Origin of the sequence: Nocardia sp. NPDC059229, from assembly GCF_042754165.1 — a bacterium.
In the GTDB taxonomy this organism is placed as follows: domain Bacteria; phylum Actinomycetota; class Actinomycetes; order Mycobacteriales; family Mycobacteriaceae; genus Nocardia.
The window spans coordinates 16,926-34,542 of sequence record NZ_JBHZAK010000017.1; the positions used below are offsets into that span (position 1 = coordinate 16,926).

The 17,617-nt window shown below is 68.3% G+C and carries 19 protein-coding genes; 7 read left to right on the plus strand and 12 right to left on the minus strand.

Annotated features, from left to right (window positions below):
• Nucleotides 1-79: 79 nt before the first annotated feature.
• Complete coding sequence (locus ACFXHE_RS31945; RefSeq protein ID WP_379388241.1) at nt 80-1,795, minus strand: GAF domain-containing protein; 1,716 nt, start codon at nt 1,793-1,795, stop codon at nt 80-82.
• Between the two features lie 113 nt (nt 1,796-1,908).
• On the minus strand, nt 1,909-2,787 hold the full coding sequence (locus tag ACFXHE_RS31950; RefSeq protein WP_379388243.1) for a DUF302 domain-containing protein: 879 nt from the start codon (nt 2,785-2,787) through the stop codon (nt 1,909-1,911).
• Between the two features lie 199 nt (nt 2,788-2,986).
• On the opposite strand from ACFXHE_RS31950, the gene ACFXHE_RS31955 reads away from it, so the two are divergent.
• The 3 genes from ACFXHE_RS31955 to ACFXHE_RS31965 all read left to right on the plus strand — a co-directional run bounded on the left by ACFXHE_RS31955 (nt 2,987) and on the right by ACFXHE_RS31965 (nt 4,795).
• Nucleotides 2,987-3,487 (plus strand): pyridoxamine 5'-phosphate oxidase family protein, encoded by a 501-nt coding sequence (locus tag ACFXHE_RS31955; RefSeq protein WP_379388245.1) that lies wholly within the window; start codon nt 2,987-2,989, stop codon nt 3,485-3,487.
• 96 nt (nt 3,488-3,583) lie between these two features.
• Nucleotides 3,584-3,715 carry a hypothetical protein gene (locus ACFXHE_RS31960; protein WP_354845525.1) on the plus strand — a complete coding sequence of 44 codons (132 nt, stop codon included), beginning with the start codon at nt 3,584-3,586 and terminating at the stop codon, nt 3,713-3,715.
• A gap of 156 nt (nt 3,716-3,871) precedes the next feature.
• Nucleotides 3,872-4,795, plus strand: a complete 924-nt coding sequence (locus tag ACFXHE_RS31965) for a universal stress protein (RefSeq protein ID WP_379388247.1) — start codon at nt 3,872-3,874, stop codon at nt 4,793-4,795.
• A 92-nt stretch (nt 4,796-4,887) separates the two neighbouring features.
• Here ACFXHE_RS31965 and ACFXHE_RS31970 read toward each other — a convergent pair whose 3' ends face one another.
• The gene (locus ACFXHE_RS31970; protein ID WP_379388249.1) at nt 4,888-5,367 is read right to left on the minus strand and encodes a nuclear transport factor 2 family protein; all 480 of its coding nucleotides are present in this window, start codon (nt 5,365-5,367) and stop codon (nt 4,888-4,890) included.
• Nucleotides 5,368-5,487: 120 nt separating this feature from the next.
• On the opposite strand from ACFXHE_RS31970, the gene ACFXHE_RS31975 reads away from it, so the two are divergent.
• Together ACFXHE_RS31975 and ACFXHE_RS31980 are read left to right on the plus strand one after the other, a co-directional pair.
• Complete coding sequence (locus ACFXHE_RS31975) at nt 5,488-5,766, plus strand: metalloregulator ArsR/SmtB family transcription factor (RefSeq protein WP_354845514.1); 279 nt, start codon at nt 5,488-5,490, stop codon at nt 5,764-5,766.
• Between the two features lie 5 nt (nt 5,767-5,771).
• Nucleotides 5,772-6,161: a VOC family protein gene (locus ACFXHE_RS31980; RefSeq protein WP_379388251.1), complete on the plus strand. Its 390-nt coding sequence runs from the start codon at nt 5,772-5,774 to the stop codon at nt 6,159-6,161.
• A gap of 9 nt (nt 6,162-6,170) precedes the next feature.
• On the opposite strand, the gene ACFXHE_RS31985 is transcribed toward ACFXHE_RS31980, so the two are convergent.
• Nucleotides 6,171-7,130 carry an acyl-ACP desaturase gene (locus tag ACFXHE_RS31985; protein WP_379388252.1) on the minus strand — a complete coding sequence of 320 codons (960 nt, stop codon included), beginning with the start codon at nt 7,128-7,130 and terminating at the stop codon, nt 6,171-6,173.
• 252 nt (nt 7,131-7,382) lie between these two features.
• Between ACFXHE_RS31985 and ACFXHE_RS31990 the strand changes: the two genes are divergently transcribed.
• Together ACFXHE_RS31990 and ACFXHE_RS31995 are read left to right on the plus strand one after the other, a co-directional pair.
• Nucleotides 7,383-8,138 (plus strand): sigma 54 modulation/S30EA ribosomal C-terminal domain-containing protein, encoded by a 756-nt coding sequence (locus tag ACFXHE_RS31990; protein WP_379388253.1) that lies wholly within the window; start codon nt 7,383-7,385, stop codon nt 8,136-8,138.
• Between the two features lie 120 nt (nt 8,139-8,258).
• A complete protein-coding gene (locus ACFXHE_RS31995) occupies nt 8,259-8,771 on the plus strand; it encodes a DUF2231 domain-containing protein (RefSeq protein WP_379388254.1) in 513 nt (170 codons plus the stop codon).
• 19 nt (nt 8,772-8,790) lie between these two features.
• On the opposite strand, the gene ACFXHE_RS32000 is transcribed toward ACFXHE_RS31995, so the two are convergent.
• Genes ACFXHE_RS32000 through ACFXHE_RS32035 form a run of 8 tightly spaced genes read right to left on the minus strand, consistent with a single transcriptional unit; the run spans nt 8,791 to nt 17,617 of the window.
• A complete protein-coding gene (locus tag ACFXHE_RS32000) occupies nt 8,791-10,020 on the minus strand; it encodes a TetR/AcrR family transcriptional regulator (protein WP_379388255.1) in 1,230 nt (409 codons plus the stop codon).
• On the minus strand, nt 10,017-10,742 hold the full coding sequence (locus ACFXHE_RS32005; protein WP_379388256.1) for a hypothetical protein: 726 nt from the start codon (nt 10,740-10,742) through the stop codon (nt 10,017-10,019). Before ACFXHE_RS32005 ends, ACFXHE_RS32000 begins: the two co-directional genes overlap by 4 nt.
• 10 nt (nt 10,743-10,752) lie before the next feature.
• Nucleotides 10,753-11,928, minus strand: a complete 1,176-nt coding sequence (locus ACFXHE_RS32010) for an MCE family protein (RefSeq protein ID WP_379388257.1) — start codon at nt 11,926-11,928, stop codon at nt 10,753-10,755.
• Nucleotides 11,925-13,055 (minus strand): MCE family protein, encoded by a 1,131-nt coding sequence (locus tag ACFXHE_RS32015; RefSeq protein ID WP_379388258.1) that lies wholly within the window; start codon nt 13,053-13,055, stop codon nt 11,925-11,927. Before ACFXHE_RS32015 ends, ACFXHE_RS32010 begins: the two co-directional genes overlap by 4 nt.
• The gene (locus ACFXHE_RS32020) at nt 13,052-14,158 is read right to left on the minus strand and encodes an MCE family protein (RefSeq protein WP_379388259.1); all 1,107 of its coding nucleotides are present in this window, start codon (nt 14,156-14,158) and stop codon (nt 13,052-13,054) included. The genes ACFXHE_RS32015 and ACFXHE_RS32020 overlap by 4 nt, the downstream gene beginning before the upstream one ends.
• Nucleotides 14,158-15,198 (minus strand): MlaD family protein, encoded by a 1,041-nt coding sequence (locus ACFXHE_RS32025; protein ID WP_379388261.1) that lies wholly within the window; start codon nt 15,196-15,198, stop codon nt 14,158-14,160. The genes ACFXHE_RS32020 and ACFXHE_RS32025 overlap by 1 nt, the downstream gene beginning before the upstream one ends.
• Nucleotides 15,195-16,217, minus strand: a complete 1,023-nt coding sequence (locus tag ACFXHE_RS32030) for an MlaD family protein (protein ID WP_379388262.1) — start codon at nt 16,215-16,217, stop codon at nt 15,195-15,197. Before ACFXHE_RS32030 ends, ACFXHE_RS32025 begins: the two co-directional genes overlap by 4 nt.
• Complete coding sequence (locus ACFXHE_RS32035) at nt 16,214-17,617, minus strand: MCE family protein (protein WP_379388264.1); 1,404 nt, start codon at nt 17,615-17,617, stop codon at nt 16,214-16,216. The genes ACFXHE_RS32030 and ACFXHE_RS32035 overlap by 4 nt, the downstream gene beginning before the upstream one ends.

Sequence of the window (17,617 nt, forward strand, 5' to 3'; positions counted from 1 at the left end):
AGGTCTTAGCAGAGAAAGGCCGACCAAAGGACCGTTACGCCCGATGAAGCCTCGGACCGATGGGTTCCGAGGCGGCGGGTCAGTGGAGCGGGGCCGACCAGCGGAGGCGGGTGCCGGTGTCGTCGGGGTTGGGGAGGATGGTGAAGGTGCCGCCCAGTTCTTGGGCTCGGTGGGCGAGGTTGGAGAGGCCGCTGGGGGTGATGTTGTCGGGGATGCCGGTGCCGTCGTCGGAGACGGTGACGGTGAGGTCGTCGGCCACGTCGAGGGAGACGGCGAGGGAGTGGGCGTTGGCGTGGCGGACGGCGTTGGAAACCGCTTCTCGGACAACGGCTTCGGCGTGGTCGGCGAGGACGGGGGCCACGACGGAGAGGGGGCCGGAGGTGCGCAGGGAGGTGCGCAGGTCGATGTCGGTGGTGTGCTGGGCGATGACCTGTTCGAGGCGTTGACGCAGGCCCGGGGATTGGGCGTTGGCGCCGTGCAGGTCGAAGATCGAGGTGCGGATTTCCTGCACCACGTCCTGGAGGTCGTTGACCACATCCGACAGGCGCTGCCGGATTTCGGGGGCGCGGGTGCGGGCGATGGTGCCCTGCAGGCTCAGGCCCGCGGCGAACAGGCGCTGGATCACGTGGTCGTGCAGGTCGCGCGCGATGCGGTCGCGGTCGCTGAGGATGTCGAGTTCGCGCACCCGCTGCTGGGCTTCGGCCAGCTGGATGGCCAGCGCCGCCTGCTCGGTGAAGGCCGTTGCCAATTCCAGGGTTTCGGCTGAGAACGGGGGAGCGGAGATCGGCCGGACGATGACCAGCGCGCCGAAGGTGGCGCCCTGGGCGTGCAACGGGAGGATCAGCGTCGGGCCGGGGTCTGCGATCGGCTTGCCCAGATCGATGTCGCCCGCGTCGTCGAAGCTCAGCGGCGTGCCCTCGGTGATCGCCTGTCCGATCGCGGTGTCGGTGGTCCGGACGACCAGGCTGCTGGGCCCGGCGCCGGGCCCGGCCCAGCGTGCGATCCGCAGCTCCCGCGTCTCCTCCGCCGGAATATCCGGATCGTCCTCGATGGCCAGGAACGCGCGTTCGGCCTGGGTCAGCGTGCGCACATGCTCGACCACGTGCGCGAGTACCTCGTCGGCGGCGGTCCCGGCCAGGAACGCGGTGGCGGTGTCGCGGGTGGCCTCGATCCACGCCTGCCGCGCGCGGGCCGATTCGTACAGCCGCGCATTGTCGATGGCGATGCCGGCGGCCGCTGCCAGCGCCTGGACGATCACCTCGTCGTCCTCGTTGAACGGCAGCCCGTTCTTCTTCTCGGTCAGATACAGGTTGCCGAAAATCTCGTCCCGGATCCGCACCGGTACCCCGAGGAAGGTGTGCATGGGCGGGTGGTTGGCCGGAAACCCCACCGACGCAGGATGACTGGCGATGTCGTCGAGCCGGATCGGCTCGGGCTGATGGAACAGCACCCCCAGCACACCGCGCCCGGCCGGGAGGTCGCCGATGGCAGCAGCGGTGTCGTCATCGATGCCCTCGTGCACGAACTGGGTGAGGTTCGCGTCCACGCCGCGCACGCCGAGTGCGCCGTAGCGGGCGTCGACAAGGCTGATGGCGGTGCGCACGATGGTGCGCAGGGTCTGGTCCAGATCCAGCCCGGCGGTCACCGACAGCATGGCCTCGACGAGTCCGTCCATCCGGTCGCGCGCGTCGATGATCTGATCGACCCGATCCTTGACCTCGGTCAGCAATTCACGCAGTCGCAACTGCGACAACGTGCTTCGCACCGAGTGCTCGGCATCGGAGGGGGAAGTCATCTGAAGGCATCCTGGGGCTGTTGCGGGCGAATCCGAGCTATCGCTCGCCCACAGTGTATTGGCGCTGCGCCGGATACCGCCGCCGGAGCCGCAGGCGCCGGGGCCGGATCAACTCACCCGGCTACCGCGGCCGGGTGGTGCAGCGCGGCCAGCGCCGCACCGAGCAGCCGGTGTGCCTCGGCGGCAATACCGTTGAGCGCGGGTTGCGCGAGCGTGCCTACCTGAACCTCGGGATCGGCTGCCTCGATCAGCACTCCGGTCTCGTTCTCACGCAGCACGATCCGGCTGGGCAGCAGCAGACCGGCCCGCTGGTCGGCCTCCAGCGCTCGCGCGGCCAGCCGCGGATGGCACACCTCGAGAATCAGGTAGTACCCGATGTGCTCACCGGCCTTCTCCCGCAGTATCGTCTGCATGTCGATCTCGGCGACGACACCGAAGCCCTGCCGGTGCAACGCTTCTCGTGTCCGGGCGGCGGCGTCGGTGAGATTGCCGTCGAGATGTACGGAGATCGCGGGTGCGGGTGCGACCGGGACCCGGATTTCGGTGATCAACTGCCGCGGATCGCTGACCTCGTCGGGGCCGACCAGATATGCCTCGGTCGGTGGCCCGATCGGTGTGCAGCCCGTCTCGCGCACCCAGTCGGCCAGCGCGCGGTAGGCGGCGTCCAATCCGCCGTAGCCGCCGCGGTGGCAGGTGCGTGCGACCAGCGTCGACGGCAGCACCACCAGCTGCGCCCCGGACGCGGGCCCGAGATTGGGCGCGGGCTCGATGGGTAGTCCGAAATCGACCTTGATGGAATCCCCGGCAGGCGACTCGTGATGAAACGTAATGGTGGGTGCGCCGGAAGCCGTCAGACCGGCACGGTCGGCCACCTCCGCCATGCGCTCGACGCCCGCGACAATGGCGTCGCTGAGTCGATCGGGCGGGATCTCGAGGGGAATCTGCACAACGGTCTGCGGCGCCGTCTCGCACAGACCGATTCGATAGTCCATCACGTGCCTCCTGTTCGACGGGTGTTTCTTCAGAGTCCGACTCGGGGCCGGGTCCGCCACAGAGGCGAATGTCCCCGCGCCCGAGGTAGAAACGCAGTGCCACTCGGAGATCAGGACGGTCATCGAGGACCTTAGGCCCTGCCGGGCAGGAGAATTCAATGGTCCTATGGAGATCGAATGCCCATCGAATCGATGAACCATGACGGGAGACGACGGCATGAACCGTTTCCGGGCCGAGGAGGCCGCGCGGAGCGCGGCCGAGGAGGCCGCGCGCAGCGTGGTGGACCTCTCCCGGGACGAGTCGATGCGCCTGCTGGCCAGTGTCCCGTTCGGCCGGGTGGTGTTCACCCGTGACGCGTTGCCGGCCATCCGGCCCGTGAATCACATCGTCGACGGAGAGACCCTCATCGTGCGGACGCGGCTGACGTCGCGACTGACCTCGACCGTGCGGGCCGACTCCGATGTGGTGGTCGCCTACGAGGCCGACGATATCGATCGGGTGACCCGATTGGGCTGGTCGGTCGTGGTGACCGGCCTCGCGCGGACCATCACGGCCCCGGACCTGGTGGCCCGCTACGATGCGCTGGTACGGCCGTGGGTGGACGGGACCATGGACACCATTGTGTCCATCGAGCCGACGCTGGTCACCGGTATCCGGCTGGTCGAGCGGGAATCGATCGGGGCCGAGCCGCTCCGGTGAGCGACGATCCGGCTACCATCCACGCTGCCACGTCTCGGATGGTGTGCCGATCCGACGACGCCGTCCGACCCGACCGATCCCGAGAGGACCACCATCATGTGTCAACCGACTCCCTGCGACTGCGGCAAGATCACCTGGGCCGGCTGCGGCGAGCACATCGACCAGGTCAAGGTCAGCGTTCCCGCCGAGCAGTGGTGCGACGGCGAGCACGAGACCGCCGGCGAATAGCCGCCGATCCTCTCCCGCGACCATCGGCCCGCGGCGGGGCGGTCTTTGGGCCCCTGGTCCCGTGACCATCGGCCGCAGTGCCGGCACCCCGGTGATTCATACCGTGAGGGTGGGCGGCGATCCGCCGCCCGGTAAACGCACCGCCGGGAGATGGCAATGGCTGAGCAGGAATACGACGATCCGCACCGACTGGTCTCCGCGGGAGTAGTCGTCGGAGTGGACGGGTCGTCGGGATCGGACATCGCGCTGCGCTGGGCAGCTGACCTGGCGGCGCGCCGGGGCCGCACGCTGCAGGTCGTCCACGGGCTGGACCTGGTGGGCACCAGTGCCGTGGTGGGCCCGTATGCGGTGGTGACACCCGAGGTGATCGACGCTGCACAGGCCAAGGGCCGGGAGGTGGTTCGGCATGCGGTCGAGACCGCGCGGGCCGCGCACCCCGATCTGCAGGTGACGGCGCACCTGTTCAACGACTCCGCCGCGGGATTGCTGATCGACTTCAGCGCCCGCGCCTACGCCGTGGTGCTCGGCGCCACCGGGACCACCGGAACCTTCGCGCATCTGGGCTCGACGCTGCTGTCGGTCACCTCGCATGCGGCGGGCACTGTGTTCGTGGTGCGCCCGGATCCCCAGGCGGACAACATCGTTCGTGATTCCGGTCCGGTGGTGGTCGGCATCGATTGCGGCCCGGTGAGTGAGCCCGCCATCGCCGCCGCGTTCGCCGAGGCGTCGGAGCGGGGCACGGACCTGGTGGCCGTGCACGTCTGGAGTGACTGGAGTGCGGGGGTGTTCGCCGGCGATCATCCGACTCCGATGCTCGACGACGTCGAAGCCGTCGAGGAGTCGGTCCTGGCCGAACGGCTCGCCGGGTGGCAGGAGAAATACCCCGACGTGACCGTGATCCGCCGCGTCCACTTCGCCGCTCCGGCTGCGCACCTGCAGGATTGGTCCAAGCACGCACAGCTGGTCGTGGTCGGCAATCGCGGCCGCGGGGGATTCCTGGGCCTGCTGCTCGGGTCGACCGCGCACTCGCTGGTGCAGCACGCCCACTGCCCGGTCATGGTCGTCCACGCGGCCGGCTGACGCCCGCACCGCCGATAACCCTCGGCCGGCCCGCACCCTCGTGAAACCCGTTCGGCCACCGCCTTTCCGCGGTACCGGGCGAATCCCCGTCGTCAGCGGGTTTCGAGCATGTTCCCGAAGTGCCCCGTACGCCAGATGATGCGGTTCCGCACCTCGGTCATGCGCCAGCCATCGGGGGTGTGGGCCACGTCCGCGGTAACGACGCCGCCTGCCGTGAACGAACGCTCCAGCATGCTCGACTCGACGGGCATGTCCTTCCACAGATGTATCGCAACGAGATTGGCCCGCACGTCGGCCTTATCACCGTCGATCGCGACATCATGACCGGTGAGCAGATGCTGCGTGGCGTCGAAGCGAGCAAAGCTCACCACATGACTGCCCGCGATACTCGCGGGTCCCGTCACAGCCACCCCGTTCGGCCGCACGATTCGCCCATCGCTGGCAAAAATCTGCTCGAAACGTGTTACGTCGAAGCACATCTCGTCCAGGACGCGAAAGTAGCTGTTGAATACCTTGGTGATCCGCGCAGTGTCGACCCAGCAGTCGACTTCGTCCCGATCGATTCTCGGCACAAGCTCCTCCTTCTAGCTGTCGCCCCCGACGCTAGATCCTGACCCGACGTCAGTTTCAAGTCCGCGCCGTTGTTTCAGGTCCGCTTGACAGGCAAGTGGTCACTTGCCTATGGTCGGGTGGTGGGCGATATTTTCAAGGCCCTCGCCGATCCCACGCGGCGGATCATTCTCGATGAATTGGCCGAGCGGGATGGGCAGACGCTGTTCGAGATCTGTGCCCGGCTCAGTGGGCGGCATCAGCTGAGTTTGACGCGGCAGGCCGTGTCGCAGCATTTGGCCGTGCTGGAGGAGGCCGGGCTGGTCGAGACGCGGAAGCAGGGCAGGTACAAGTTCCACCACCTCGATACGACTCCGCTGGCCGCCATTCAGGAACGGTGGCCGGTGCACAGGAAAGGGTAAGGGCCGTGCGGATTTACATCACCAGCGTGTTCGTGGACGACCAGCAGAAGGCGCTCGACTTCTACACCGGTGTACTTGGCTTCACCAAGAAGCATGATGTGCCGCTGGGCCCGGGGGCCCGCTGGCTGACCGTGGTGTCGCCGGAGGACCCGGAGGGCGCGGAATTGCTGCTCGAACCGGATGAGCATCCGGCGGTCAAGCCGTACAAGGACGCGCTCGTCGATGACGGCATTCCGGCCGCCTCGTTCCAGGTGACGGATGTGCGGGCCGAATTCGAGCGGCTGAGCGGTCTCGGGGTGACGTTCACGCAGCAGCCGCTGGAGGCGGGACCCGTCACCACCGCCGTATTCGACGACACCTGCGGGAATCTGATCCAGATCGTCACCCCGGCCTGACCCGTCCGCTCAGACGCGGGCGCGCTCACGGGCGAGGGAGCGGTCGCGCTGCTCCTCGAAACGCGGAATCTGCACCTGGTGGAGATTGTCGAGGTAACGAGCCAGCCGCTCCCGCGCCTGTTCACCCTGGGGCCCGAAGTCGGTGCGGCCGAAGACATTCCAGTGCCGCAGCACCGGCATCAGCACGTCCTCGTAGTGCTGGCGCAGATCGTAGATCCCGTGCTTGGCCATGAGGACACCGTGGCGGCGGAAGTTGGGCATGCCGGTGCCGGGCATGCGGAAGTTCTCGACGATCAGGTCGATGGCCGCCATGGCCTGGTCGGGCACGAGGTCCAGGGCCGCGCCGCACAGGGTGCGATAGAAGATCATGTGCAGGTTCTCGTCCAGGGCCAGCCGCTGCATGATGCGGTCGGCGACTGGGTCCGCGCAGACCTCGGCGGTATTGCGGTGGCTGATCCGGGTGGCCAGCTCCTGGAAGCTGACATAGGCCACCGAGTAGAGGAAACCGGCGTGCGCGGCCGCGGTGCCCGGATCGACGGGCGCGGCGAAACCATTGGTCATGTGGGTCATCCGGTCGTTCTCCAGCGCAACCGGATCGACGCCGCGGGTGACCACCAGATAGTCGCGCAGGACCACGCTGTGCCGGTTCTCCTCCGCGGTCCAGCGGCCCACCCACGTACCCCACGCCCCGTCGCGGGAGAAGTTCTCCGCGATCTCGCGATGATAGGAGGGCAGATTGTCCTCGGTGAGCAGATTGGTGATGAGCGCGGCCTTTGCCACCTCGGAGAGCCCGGATTGGTCCGGGTCCCAATCGATTCCACCGAGCTGCGCGAAATTTCGACCCTCGTCCCAGGGCACGTAATCGTGCGGATGCCAATCCTTGAACACCGACAGATGCCGGTCCAGCGCCTGCCCGGCGACCGGCTCCAGTTCCACGAGAATCTCCCGCTGCGTCAGCTCACGCGCCACGAGTCCTGTCCGCCTTCCTGTCCGATGAGTGGAGGCCATGCGGCCACCGCCCACCGTTCCGGGCCGCGCCCGAGCGCGACAGAGCCGAAAGTCCCGACCGGACCGGGACTTCGATCGTGGAATCCGGAACCCACCGAAAGGTGCGCCTCGCCACCTGATCCCGGGACCTTCGGCCCTGTTTGCGCCGCAGTGACCGGTGCTGACATGGACGCGTCGACATCAGGGTCGATCACCACCAGGAGGTCGTGCAGCGTGTACGCGGACGAGGTCGCCACCATGCCGGAATCGTTCGTCGAGGTGATCGTGGACGGCGCGGCCTCCGTGCAGGAGATGGACCGGGCTCGCGCCGAGCTCAGGGAGGTACTGCGCCGCCACGGCCTGGCCGGCAGCGCGCGCCTGCGGCTCACTCGCGGCGACGGCACGTCGGTTGCGCAGGTCAACCTTTACGTCGCCGGAACTCCGGTGCGCTGCCAGATCGACGGCCCCCGCACTCTCGTCCTCCGCTTCGCCGCCGAACGCCTCGACCGCTCACTGAATCGCCAACTGACGCAAGCACCCTCGCGCTGGGCGCCCGACCCGGACCGCGCGCCACTGGTCACCGTCGGCGAGGAACGCCCCATCGTCCGCCGCAAGCACTGCGTGCCACAGCGGTGCGACCCGGCGGCCGCCGTCGCGACCATGGACGCCCTGGACTACGACGCCCACCTCTTCACCGACCTCGACACCGGCGAGGACGCCATCGTGTATTGGGCCGGGCCCCTGGGCGTCCGGATGGCCCGCCAGCGCCGGGCATGCCCGCCTCGCGATTTCGAGCATCTCCCGCTGACCATGAACCCCTACCCGACCCGCATCCTCACCGAGTCGGCCGCCGCTCTCCGCCTGTGCGGCTACGGCCTGCCCTTCCTCTTCTTCACCGACGCCGAGGATGGCCGCGGCCGCCTGCTCTACCGCCGCTACGACGGCGATCTCGGCCTTGTGATCGCGACGTCGGCTCTCCCGGTCTCGTAGCGGCGGCCCACACCGGGTCGGGCGATCGATCACAGTGTCCTCTCAGCGACGTTTCGCTAAACCTCGAGTACGGCCTCGTAGGCTCACCGCCGACGTCATGACAGGAGAGTGCGGATCATCATGGGACCCACGACCATCAATGGGCTGCCGGCCCACGTTCTGTTCGTTCACGCTGTGGTTGTGCTGGTGCCGGTGACCGCACTACTCGTCGTGGCCGCGGTGCTGTGGCCCTTGGCGCGGCGCCGGATCGGCGTGCTGTTACCGGTGGTCGCATTCCTCACCCTGGTGTTCGTGCCGCTGACCACCCACTCCGGTGAATGGCTCGAACACCACACGCCGCGAGATCCGCTGTTGCGCGCCCACACTCACCTCGGTGACGATCTGCTCGTCTGGTCGGCGGCGACGTTCGTGTTCGCCACCGTGTGGTGGGCGATGCACAGTGAGCGCGCGCGGGACCTCCTGCGGCGGCGGGTGCCCCGGGTCGATGCGGTCTCCGGTCGCCGGGCGATCGCTGCCATGGTCGCGGTGGCTGCCCTCGCCGTGTCCGTCGGATCCGTCGTGCAGGTCTATCGCATCGGGGACAGCGGGGCGAAGGCCGCCTGGCACGATCGAACCGCCTCCCAGGCCAGGTGATCCCCGGTGGCCCGGCATGTCAGAGGGCGACGCGGCCGAAGAGGACGGACTCCATGAGGCGAATCACCCACTGGCGCGGGTAGATTCGCTCGTCGTCGCCGAAGACGCGGCCGTAGTCGACGACCAGCCCGAGGGCGGCGTGCACGAGGATGTGCCCTTCGGCGCGACTGAGCTCGGGCCGGACCCGGGCCAGCAGGGTCGCCCATTCGGCGACGACGAGGCGTTGCACGACCCGCAGTGTCGCGCGTTCGTCGTCGGGGACATGGCCGAATTCGGCGAAGTAGACGAAGATCAGTTCGCGTTCGTCGAACGCTCCGGCCACGTACATGTCGACGAGTTTGGCCAGAGCGTCGGCGGGACCGGAGGATTCGGCGAGGGTCGGGCCGATGACCGCCGACATGCGGTCGGCGGCCCGCCGGAACGCGGCATTGAGCAGGTCGCCCTTGCCGCGGTAGTAGCGGTATACCGCCGAGGGCGAGGGCAGTCCCGCTGCGGTGGCGATGTCCTCGACACTGACATTCGGGTAGCCGCGTTCGTAGAACAGCCGGATCGCCCGATGCAGCAGTAGTTCGTGCTTGAGTATCGGCGGCACCTCCACCGCGCGCGGCGCGGCCGCCGGGAGTCCGGGCGCGGGCAGGTCGGCCTCGACCAGCGCCCAGCAGGCCGAATTCAGCAGGGTGGCCGTGGCTTTCGTGCCGAGTGTGATGCGGTGATCGCCCAGGCCGCTCGCCGTGCTGAAGACGCCCACTGCCCGGACCCGCCGCTCGTGATCGGACAGTTCGGGCCGCACCTCACCCATCAGACCGCCCAGCGCGGTGAGAGCGGTCGCGAAGTTCCCGTCCACCGTGCGCTTGTCGGCGTCGTCGAGGTAGCGGAACTCCCAGCGCGCCAGCCCGACCGTGGTCCGGTTGGCGATGGTGCCCGCGATGATCCCGTCGATGGCGTGCCCGAGCCGCCGCCGCGCGGGCCAGGCCGCGGCCTCCGGCGGCAGGCGCACTGCGGCCACGGTCAGTGTGCCCAGCCGCAGCAGTTCGCTCGCGAACAGCGCGTATTTGCTCGGGTAGTGCCGGTACAGCGCGGCGGAGGTGATCCCGAGCCGGGCCGCGATGTCCTCCATGCTCACCCGGTGATATCCGAGTGCGGCGAACTCGGCCGCCGACACCGCGGCGATCTGGGCCCGCCGGTTCTTGGGTCGTCGCCGCACCGCCCGCGCTCCCGGGTCGGAGGCGGGCGTGGTGGCGCGGTTCACGACTGCGGCTGTTGTGCCAGCGGCGAATTCACCTTGTTCACCAGCCACCGGTCGCCGGACCGCTCCAGCCGCATGACCATGGACAGCTGCCCGGGCGCGGGCTTGCCATGGGTGCCGAGGCTGGTGATGGTCTGCCCGATGACCACGATGACCACGATGGCCTCGGCGGAATCGCGGTCGGCAGTGCGGACCGCGCACTGCACGTCGGTGGCCTTGGACACCACCTGGCCCTGGGTGAGCACGTCCCGCAGATCCTTGCTGGTGGAATCGAATTGCTTGCGCCAGTCACCGGTCGCGCCGCCCAGGACGGCGGTGAAGTAGGCGTCGAGGTTCTTGGCGTCGTAGGTGGCCAGCAACGGCGCGTACTTGCAGGCCGCGGCCCGGGCCTGCTCCTGGGCGGTGAGCAGATCGCGGTGGTGCGCGTCCTGCTGGTGGAAGACGATGCTCGAGCCGATCGACCCCGCGAGCGCGAGCACGACGGCGGCTCGGGCCACGATGCGGCCGCGCTTGCCCAGTGTGGGTACGGATACTCGCGGCAACCGCGACTTCTTCACGTGCGCAGCGGCTTTCGGAGCGTCGGCGGGCTCCTGCGTCGCCTCGGTCTCCGCAGGCCCGGCCTGCTCTGCTTCTATGGTGGCCTTGTCCGCAGCATCGCTGACGGTCTCGGCACTCACCCCGTCGGCCTCCGCGGCCGTATCGTGCTGAATCGTGTTCTCGCTCATGGGAAGTCTCCTATCGGGGGACGGGCTGGGACATTTCGTTGCCGGTGGCCCCCGGCGGCTTGGTCACCCCGTTGTCGGGCACGTCGGGCCGTGGCGCGTCGGCCGAGCCGCGGATCTGCAGTGCCGGATTCGAGGTGACGCAGTAGTTGTAGAGCCGGACCCGGGTATCGGCCTGGACATCGGTCGGCACCACCGGGATGGTGTCGTAGTCGCAGCTGGGCCGGGGCCAGGGGTCGACCAGGGTGTTGTACGCGCCGTCGTGCGCGGGGATCCCGAGCGCCTCGGTGCCCACCCGCAGGGCGGGGAACAGCGCGGCGATGGCCGGCGCGCGCAGCTTGGCGGCCTTGGTGACGGCCACGAAGTTGGTCACCAGATTGGTGATCGGGTCCTGGGTCTGGGTGATGAACCCGTTGAGGGTGGCCAGCTGTCCCGGTCCCTGCTGGAGCAGTGTGCGCAATTCCTGGTCGGCGGAGGCGAACTGGTCGAACAGCACGCTGCCCGCCTTGGTCAGCGTGCCCAGGTCGGGCTGGGCGTGCTGGGTGGTGCCCGCGATGACCTCGAGGTTCTCGATGAGCTGGCGGGTCTGGGGGAGCAGGTCGTCGAGCCCGTTCATGGCCCGGCTGATGCCGGAGATCATGTTGCGCAGCCGATCCGGGCCGCCGGTCAGCGCCTTGTCCAGCTCGTCGATGATGACGTCGAGCCGGTCCGGGTTCATGCCGCCGATCAGATCGCTGAGATTGGTGAACACCGACTGGATCGGCACGGGCACGCTGGTGCGCGCCCGCTCGACCAGCGAGCCGTCGTGCAGATAGGGCCCGGTGTCGGAGTCGGGCCGGAAATCCAGGTACTGCTCGCCGGCCGCCGAGAGTCGCCCGACCGCGACGGTGCCGCCGATGGGAAGCTGTGCGCTGTCGTCGATCTCGGCGACCGCGGCCACACCGTCCCCGGCGACGTGCACGTCGGTGACCTTGCCGATCCGGCTGCCCCGGAAGGTGACGTCATTGCCGGGCAGCAGCCCGCCCGAGGACGCCAGCTCGACGGTCACATTGTAGGTGTGCGGAATCGGGTTGAACCGCAGCACATATCCGCCGATGTAGCCCGACCCGACCACCAGCACGACGATGAGCCCGATGTTCGCGATGGCGATGCGATGCCGCACCACCCAGTGCCACAGTGGGGGATTCATCGATCCCCTCCCTGCTGCGCCGGGCCGGGCTGCGTGTCCGGCTGCCGGGGCGGGCCGGTGAGCCGGCCGAACACCTTCTCCAGCACCTGCGCCAGGCTGCCGATGAACTGCCCGGCGTCGCCGAGTTCGGGCCAGCGGCTGCCGCTGGGGTCGGTGAGCGCGCCGACGCTCAGATACGACACGGTCGCCGCGACCGCCAGCGCTGGTCCGCGCAGGCTGGCCATGAGCGACGGGTAGATGGTGTGCAGCCCGTCCAGCGCCCCGGTCAGCTGATCGCTCTGCGCGAATCCGGACATGAGCGCCTGGATGCTGTTGAACAGGCTCACGAAATCCCCGCCGCTGGTGTCGGCGAAGTCGCCGAGCGCGTCGGTGGTGGTGGCCACCTTCGACAGCAGGTCCACGATCTGCTGATTGCTCTCGGTCAGCAGGGCGATCAGCGCGGGAAAGGTGTCGGCGGCGGCGCCGAGTTGCGCCTTGCGCCGGGCCAATTCACCCGAGAGCGAGTTCATCCCGCCCAGCACCTGGTCGATATCCCCGGTGCGGGCATTGAGTGCGCCGATGGCGGCGGTCATCTCGGTGATCAGATGGGACAGCTCCGGCGCCCGGCCCGCGAACATGGAGTTCATCTCGCCGGTGATCTTGGCGGCCTGATTGATGCCGCCGCCGTTGAGCAGCAGCGAGATCGACATCATGAGCTGCTCCACCGACGCGCCCGCCGCGGTGTGATCGGTGCCGATGGTGTCGCCGTCGCGCAACGGATCCCCGGCCTCCTGCGCGGAGGGCAGCGTCATGGCCACGAACATGTCACCGAGCGGGGTCGCCTGCCGCAGCTCGACCGTGGTGCCCTTCGGGAGCCGGATGTCGTCGCGGATGAGCATCTGCACGTCGGCGATGAAGTTCGTGCTCTTGATCCTGGTGACCACGCCGATATCGGTGCCGCCGATCTTGACGTGCGCGTGGTCGGGCAGATTCAGCGCATCGGCGAAGGCCGCGTGAATCGTGTACCCGGGCGCGCCCAGGCCGGGCTTGGGCATGGGGAGCGTGTCCACCGTGACCGCGCACCCGGTGGTGGCGAGCAGGGTGGCGGCGGTGAGCAGTCCGCCGAGAGCTGTTGTGCGTAGTCTCATTTCAGGTTCGCGATTCCCAGTAGTGCGGCGGTGAGGCCGAAGTCGGGGCCGAAGTCCTGGACCTTGCCGGTGCGGCAGCCATCGAGGCGCATCTGGATGCGCTCGCAGAAGGTCGACAGGATCTCGCCGTCGAGCAGCGACTTGTCGAGCAGGCCGTGGAGCCGCAGCGCCTGATCCTCCTTGCTGGTGGCATTGGCGATGTTCTGGAACAGCAGCGGCCCGACGTCCACGATCTCGGTCAGGCCGCGGGCATTGGCGCGCATCTGATCGGTGATGGCCACGAAGCGGGTGAGCGCCCCGGCCAGCTGATCCCTGTTCTGCCCCACCAGGGTCGAGGTATTGGTGACGAAGTCGTCGAGCTGCCGCAGCACCGCGTCGATGCCGGGGGCCTGGTCGCCCATGAGGTTCACCAGCTCGGTCAGCCGCCCGCTGAAGTCCCGCACCGTCTGATCGTTGGCGGCGATGACCTGGGTGATGTCATTGAGTTTGATGATGGTGTTGGAGATCTGGTCCTTGTTGGCGAAGGTCACCTCGAAGGCCGAGGACAGCTGGTCGAGGGTCTCGCGCAGCTTGTCGCCATTGCCGTTGAGCAGCGGGAACAGCACCCGGCTGGCCATCGGGCCGGTGGTGTTGTCGCCCTTCAGCGCATCGCCGAGCTGGGAGAAGGTGGCCAGGATGCGGTCCAGCTCGACCGGAACTCTGGTGCGCTGCAACGGAATGTAGGCGCCATCGGTCAGGGTGGGGCCGTCGCCGGTGTAGGCCGGGGCAAGCTCCACGTGACGATTCGTGATCAGCTGTGGATTCACCAGTGCTGCAATGGCATCGGCGGGAATCTTGACATCCCGGTCCAGCGACATGGTGACCTGGACGTAACTGCCCTTGGGCGTGACGGTTTCGACGGTCCCGACCGGAACCCCGAGCACCGCAACGTCATTGCCCGCGTACAGGCCCGCCACGTTCTCGAAGTCCGCGGTGACTTTCATTTGCCCGCCGAGATACTCCTTCGACAGCGAGGACACCGAATCGGGCAGCATGCCGCACGCCGAGGCGAGCAGGAGCGCGCCGCCGGCCGCGGCCAGCTTCATTCGTCTGCGCTGTGTCATCACTTGCACCCCTGGACGGCCTGCGCGAAGCACAGCCAGTTGTCCGGGAACAGCCACGGCGCGTACACATTTCCGTACGGGCCGTCGCCGAGCACATTGTTGAACTGCCGCAAGGTCACCGGCATGATCTGGTACAGCCGGTCGAGGTTGCCCTTGTTCTTCTCCAGGCCCTCCGACATGGTGTTCAGGTCGGTGATGAGCGGGCCGAGCTGGTTGTTGTTCTCCAACCCCATCTGCTGCAACAGCTTCGACAGCGACGCCACATTGTCCAGCAGCTGCTTGAGCAGCGTCTGGCGCTGCTGCACCGCGCTGCCGATGGCCTCCCCGCGGGTGAGCAGCAACAGCACGCTGTTCTGGTTGTCGGCGGTCAGCTGCGAGACGGTGTCCATGCTCTTCAGCAGGGTGTCCACCTCGTCGCGCCGGTCATTGATCACCTTCGCCAGCGCGCCCACACTGTCGAGTGCCTGCACGGTCAGCTCGGGGGAGTTGCCCATCTGCTGATCCACCAGATCCAGCGCCTGCCGCAGCTTCTGCGGATCCAGCTTCTCGACGCGCTCGAAGCTGTTCTTGTACTGCGGATCCTGGATGACCTTGCCCAGGTTGTAGGGCACCGAGGTGTGGTCGAGCTTGATCCGGTCGCCGGGCAGGGCCCGGCCGGCGCCGGGCGTCAGATCCACGTGCAACCGGCCCAGGATCGTCGACATCTTGATGGCCGCGTGTGCCTCGTCACCGAGCTGAATGTCGCGGTGCACCCGCATGTCCACCAGCACCTTGCCGTTGTCCAGGTTGACCGCGCTGACCTGACCGACCTCGATGCCCGACACGTCCACGGTCGCGCCCGGCCGCAACCCGGCGGCCTGGGCGAACTCGGCGTGAATCGTCTTGTCGCCCAGCTGCGCCTGCTCGATCAGGGTGGAGCCGACCAGCAGCAGCACCACGAATGCCGAAGCGATCAGGCCCAGCCGCAGATAGCGGTTGCGCAGGAAGCCGGGATAGCGGATCGAGGGCCGGCGCAGCGCCGGAACGCGCGGCCGCCTCATCGGCACACCTCCGAATGGGATTGGCCGCCGATCTGATCGAACAGACCGGGCGGGAGCAGCACGCCCCACAGCGAGACGTCGAGGCTGCACAGGTAGGCATTGCCGTACGCGCCGTAGCTGCTGAAACGCGCGACGCCATTGAGAATGTCGGGCAGTTCGACAGCTGCCTTGTCCAGTGAGGCGCCGTTGAGCAGCAGCAGAGCGACACCGGCGGAGGCGTCGGTCTGGGCCTCGGCCGCGCCGGGCTTGACCTGGGTGAGCACGTTGACCAGCGAATTCGTTGCCGTCGCAACGCGTTCCACCGACGACTTCAGTGTGGAGCCCTGCGTGTACAGCGCCTCGGTGAGTGCCCGCGCCTGGGTGATCAGCGTTTCCAGCTCATTGCTGCGGTGGGCCATCCCGGAGATGACGCTGCTGAGATTGCCGACCACCTGTCCGAGAATCTCGTCGCGCTGGCCGAACGTACTGGCCAGCTGTGCGGACTGGGTCACCAGCGCGCTCAGCGAGACGCCATTGCCCTGCAGGGCCTGAATCAGGGTCTCCGACAGCGAATTCACCTGATCCGGTTGCAGCACGCTGAACAGCGGCTCGAAACCGGACAGCAGCGAGGAGACGTCGAAGGAGGGTTCGGTGCGCTCGATCGGGATCTGCCCGCCCGGCGCCATCGGCTCACCGGCGTCCTTGCCGGGCATCAGCGCGATATAGCGCTGCCCGATGAGGTTCTGGTACCGCACCAGCGCCTTGGTCGTGGTGGTCGGATGCTGGTCGTCCTCGATGCGGAAGTCGACCCGGGCCCGGTAGCCGTCGGTGAACTCGATCTTGTCGACCCGGCCGACGCGCACCCCCGCCATACGGATGTCGTCGCCGATCCGCAGCCCGAGGACATCGGAGAACACGGCGGAGTAGTCGTGCGTGCGGCCGGGCACCGAGCGCTGCAGCGTGGACCACATGGTGTAGGTCAGCACGACCGCCACCACGGCGAAAAGGCTGAAGCCCGCCAGGGCTTTTCCGGAACTCACGAGGCGCCTCCGGTCTCGGCGGGGACCAGCGATCCACCGGCCAGAATGGGGGTGAGCAGCAGGACCTGTGCGGCATTGGGCCTGCCGCCGACCAGGGCGGCGATGGCGTCGGTACCACGCAGCCCGGCGGGCTGGGCCGCGGCCGGATTCGTCTCGGTGGCCGCGGCCGGTGCGGTGAGCCCCGGGATCGCCGGTGGACCGGGGATCGTGGGCAGGCCCGGGATCGCGGGCAGGCCGGGTGCCGCCGGCTGGGTGGCCTCGACGGGCGCGGGCCCCGCGGCCTCGAGCCGCTTGGGCATGAGCTGCTGCGGAAACTCCTGCGCCGGAGCGGTTTCCGGCACGGTCACACCGCCGCAGCGGGGCCCGGCGAGGTCACCGTAGTGCGGGCAGTCCGCCGCAGTGTACTGCTGGAACGGCGTGAAGGTCACGTCCATCCGCCAGACCATCTGCTTCTTCGGGCCGAAGGTGAAGGTGCCCTGCAGACGCTGCAGCGCCGTATTGAGATTGGCGATGGCGGTCGGAATCGCCTGCGGGTCCTGGGCCAGGCTGCCGAACAGCTGGTCGAGGCCCGACACCAGGAACTTGCCGGAGTCGGGATTGCGGGCGAAGAGCCCGTTCACCGTGTCCACGGCGGTGCTGCCGCTGGTGAGCAGGTCCATGAGCGCCGCGCGCTGCTCGGTGAGGGTGCGCGCGGTGGTCACCGACTTCGCCAGTGTCCCCACCAGATCCGGGGCCGACTCGCTCAGGGCGGTGGCCGCGCGACCGAGATCGCCCAGCAGATCCCCGATGCCCTCGATGCCGCGCACCTCGGTGATCCAGTGATCGAGCCGCTCCACGGTGGAACCGGGCACGCGCGCCGACGGATCCAGCGCCGCGGACAGCGTGGACAGCACCCGGCCCAGCTTCTCCGGCTGAATATTGGTCAGCACCGTGCGCAGCACATTGAGCGTGGTCTGCAGCTGCACGGTCGCGCTGCTGGTGTCCTCGGGAATGGTCGCGCCCGCCCGCAGGGTGTCCCCGGTGGGCGTGGCGTCGACCAGTTCGACGGCGGTCACCCCGAACAGGTTGTTGGGAATGACCCGCGCCGCAACGGTCGCCGGAATAGTCCCCGCCACTTGCGGTTTCAGCACCAGCGCGGCCCGCTGCCGCTCACCCTTGGCCACCACCGACACCTCCTCGACGCGGCCGACGACCATGCCGCGGAATTTCACGTCGGCGTGGTCGGGCAGCCCGTCGCCGGTGCTGGTGAGCTCGGCGGTGACCGCCACCTTGTCCTCGTAGCGGCCGTTGTAGCGCATCGCCAGCAGATACAGCAGCAGCGATACGGTGGCGATCAGGGCGAGTCCGGCCAGCGTGAGCTGCCGGGCCGTAGGGCCCCGCCCGCTGGGATCGAGAATCAT

Excerpts from the sequence above, each read along its gene's own strand:
- ACFXHE_RS31945 (WP_379388241.1), bottom strand. The coding sequence starts at position 1,795 with ATGACTTCCCCCTCCGATGCCGAGCACTCGGTGCGAAGCACGTTGTCG.
- ACFXHE_RS32035 (WP_379388264.1), bottom strand. The coding sequence starts at position 17,617 with ATGATTCTCGATCCCAGCGGGCGGGGCCCTACGGCCCGGCAGCTCACG.
- ACFXHE_RS32005 (WP_379388256.1), bottom strand. The coding sequence starts at position 10,742 with ATGAGCGAGAACACGATTCAGCACGATACGGCCGCGGAGGCCGACGGG.
- ACFXHE_RS31955 (WP_379388245.1), top strand. The coding sequence starts at position 2,987 with ATGACGGGAGACGACGGCATGAACCGTTTCCGGGCCGAGGAGGCCGCG.
- ACFXHE_RS31995 (WP_379388254.1), top strand. The coding sequence starts at position 8,259 with ATGGGACCCACGACCATCAATGGGCTGCCGGCCCACGTTCTGTTCGTT.
- ACFXHE_RS32015 (WP_379388258.1), bottom strand. The coding sequence starts at position 13,055 with ATGAGACTACGCACAACAGCTCTCGGCGGACTGCTCACCGCCGCCACC.
- ACFXHE_RS31965 (WP_379388247.1), top strand. The coding sequence starts at position 3,872 with ATGGCTGAGCAGGAATACGACGATCCGCACCGACTGGTCTCCGCGGGA.
- ACFXHE_RS32010 (WP_379388257.1), bottom strand. The coding sequence starts at position 11,928 with ATGAATCCCCCACTGTGGCACTGGGTGGTGCGGCATCGCATCGCCATC.
- ACFXHE_RS32020 (WP_379388259.1), bottom strand. The coding sequence starts at position 14,158 with ATGACACAGCGCAGACGAATGAAGCTGGCCGCGGCCGGCGGCGCGCTC.
- ACFXHE_RS31960 (WP_354845525.1), top strand. The coding sequence starts at position 3,584 with ATGTGTCAACCGACTCCCTGCGACTGCGGCAAGATCACCTGGGCCGGC.
- ACFXHE_RS31950 (WP_379388243.1), bottom strand. The coding sequence starts at position 2,787 with ATGGACTATCGAATCGGTCTGTGCGAGACGGCGCCGCAGACCGTTGTG.
- ACFXHE_RS32025 (WP_379388261.1), bottom strand. The coding sequence starts at position 15,198 with ATGAGGCGGCCGCGCGTTCCGGCGCTGCGCCGGCCCTCGATCCGCTAT.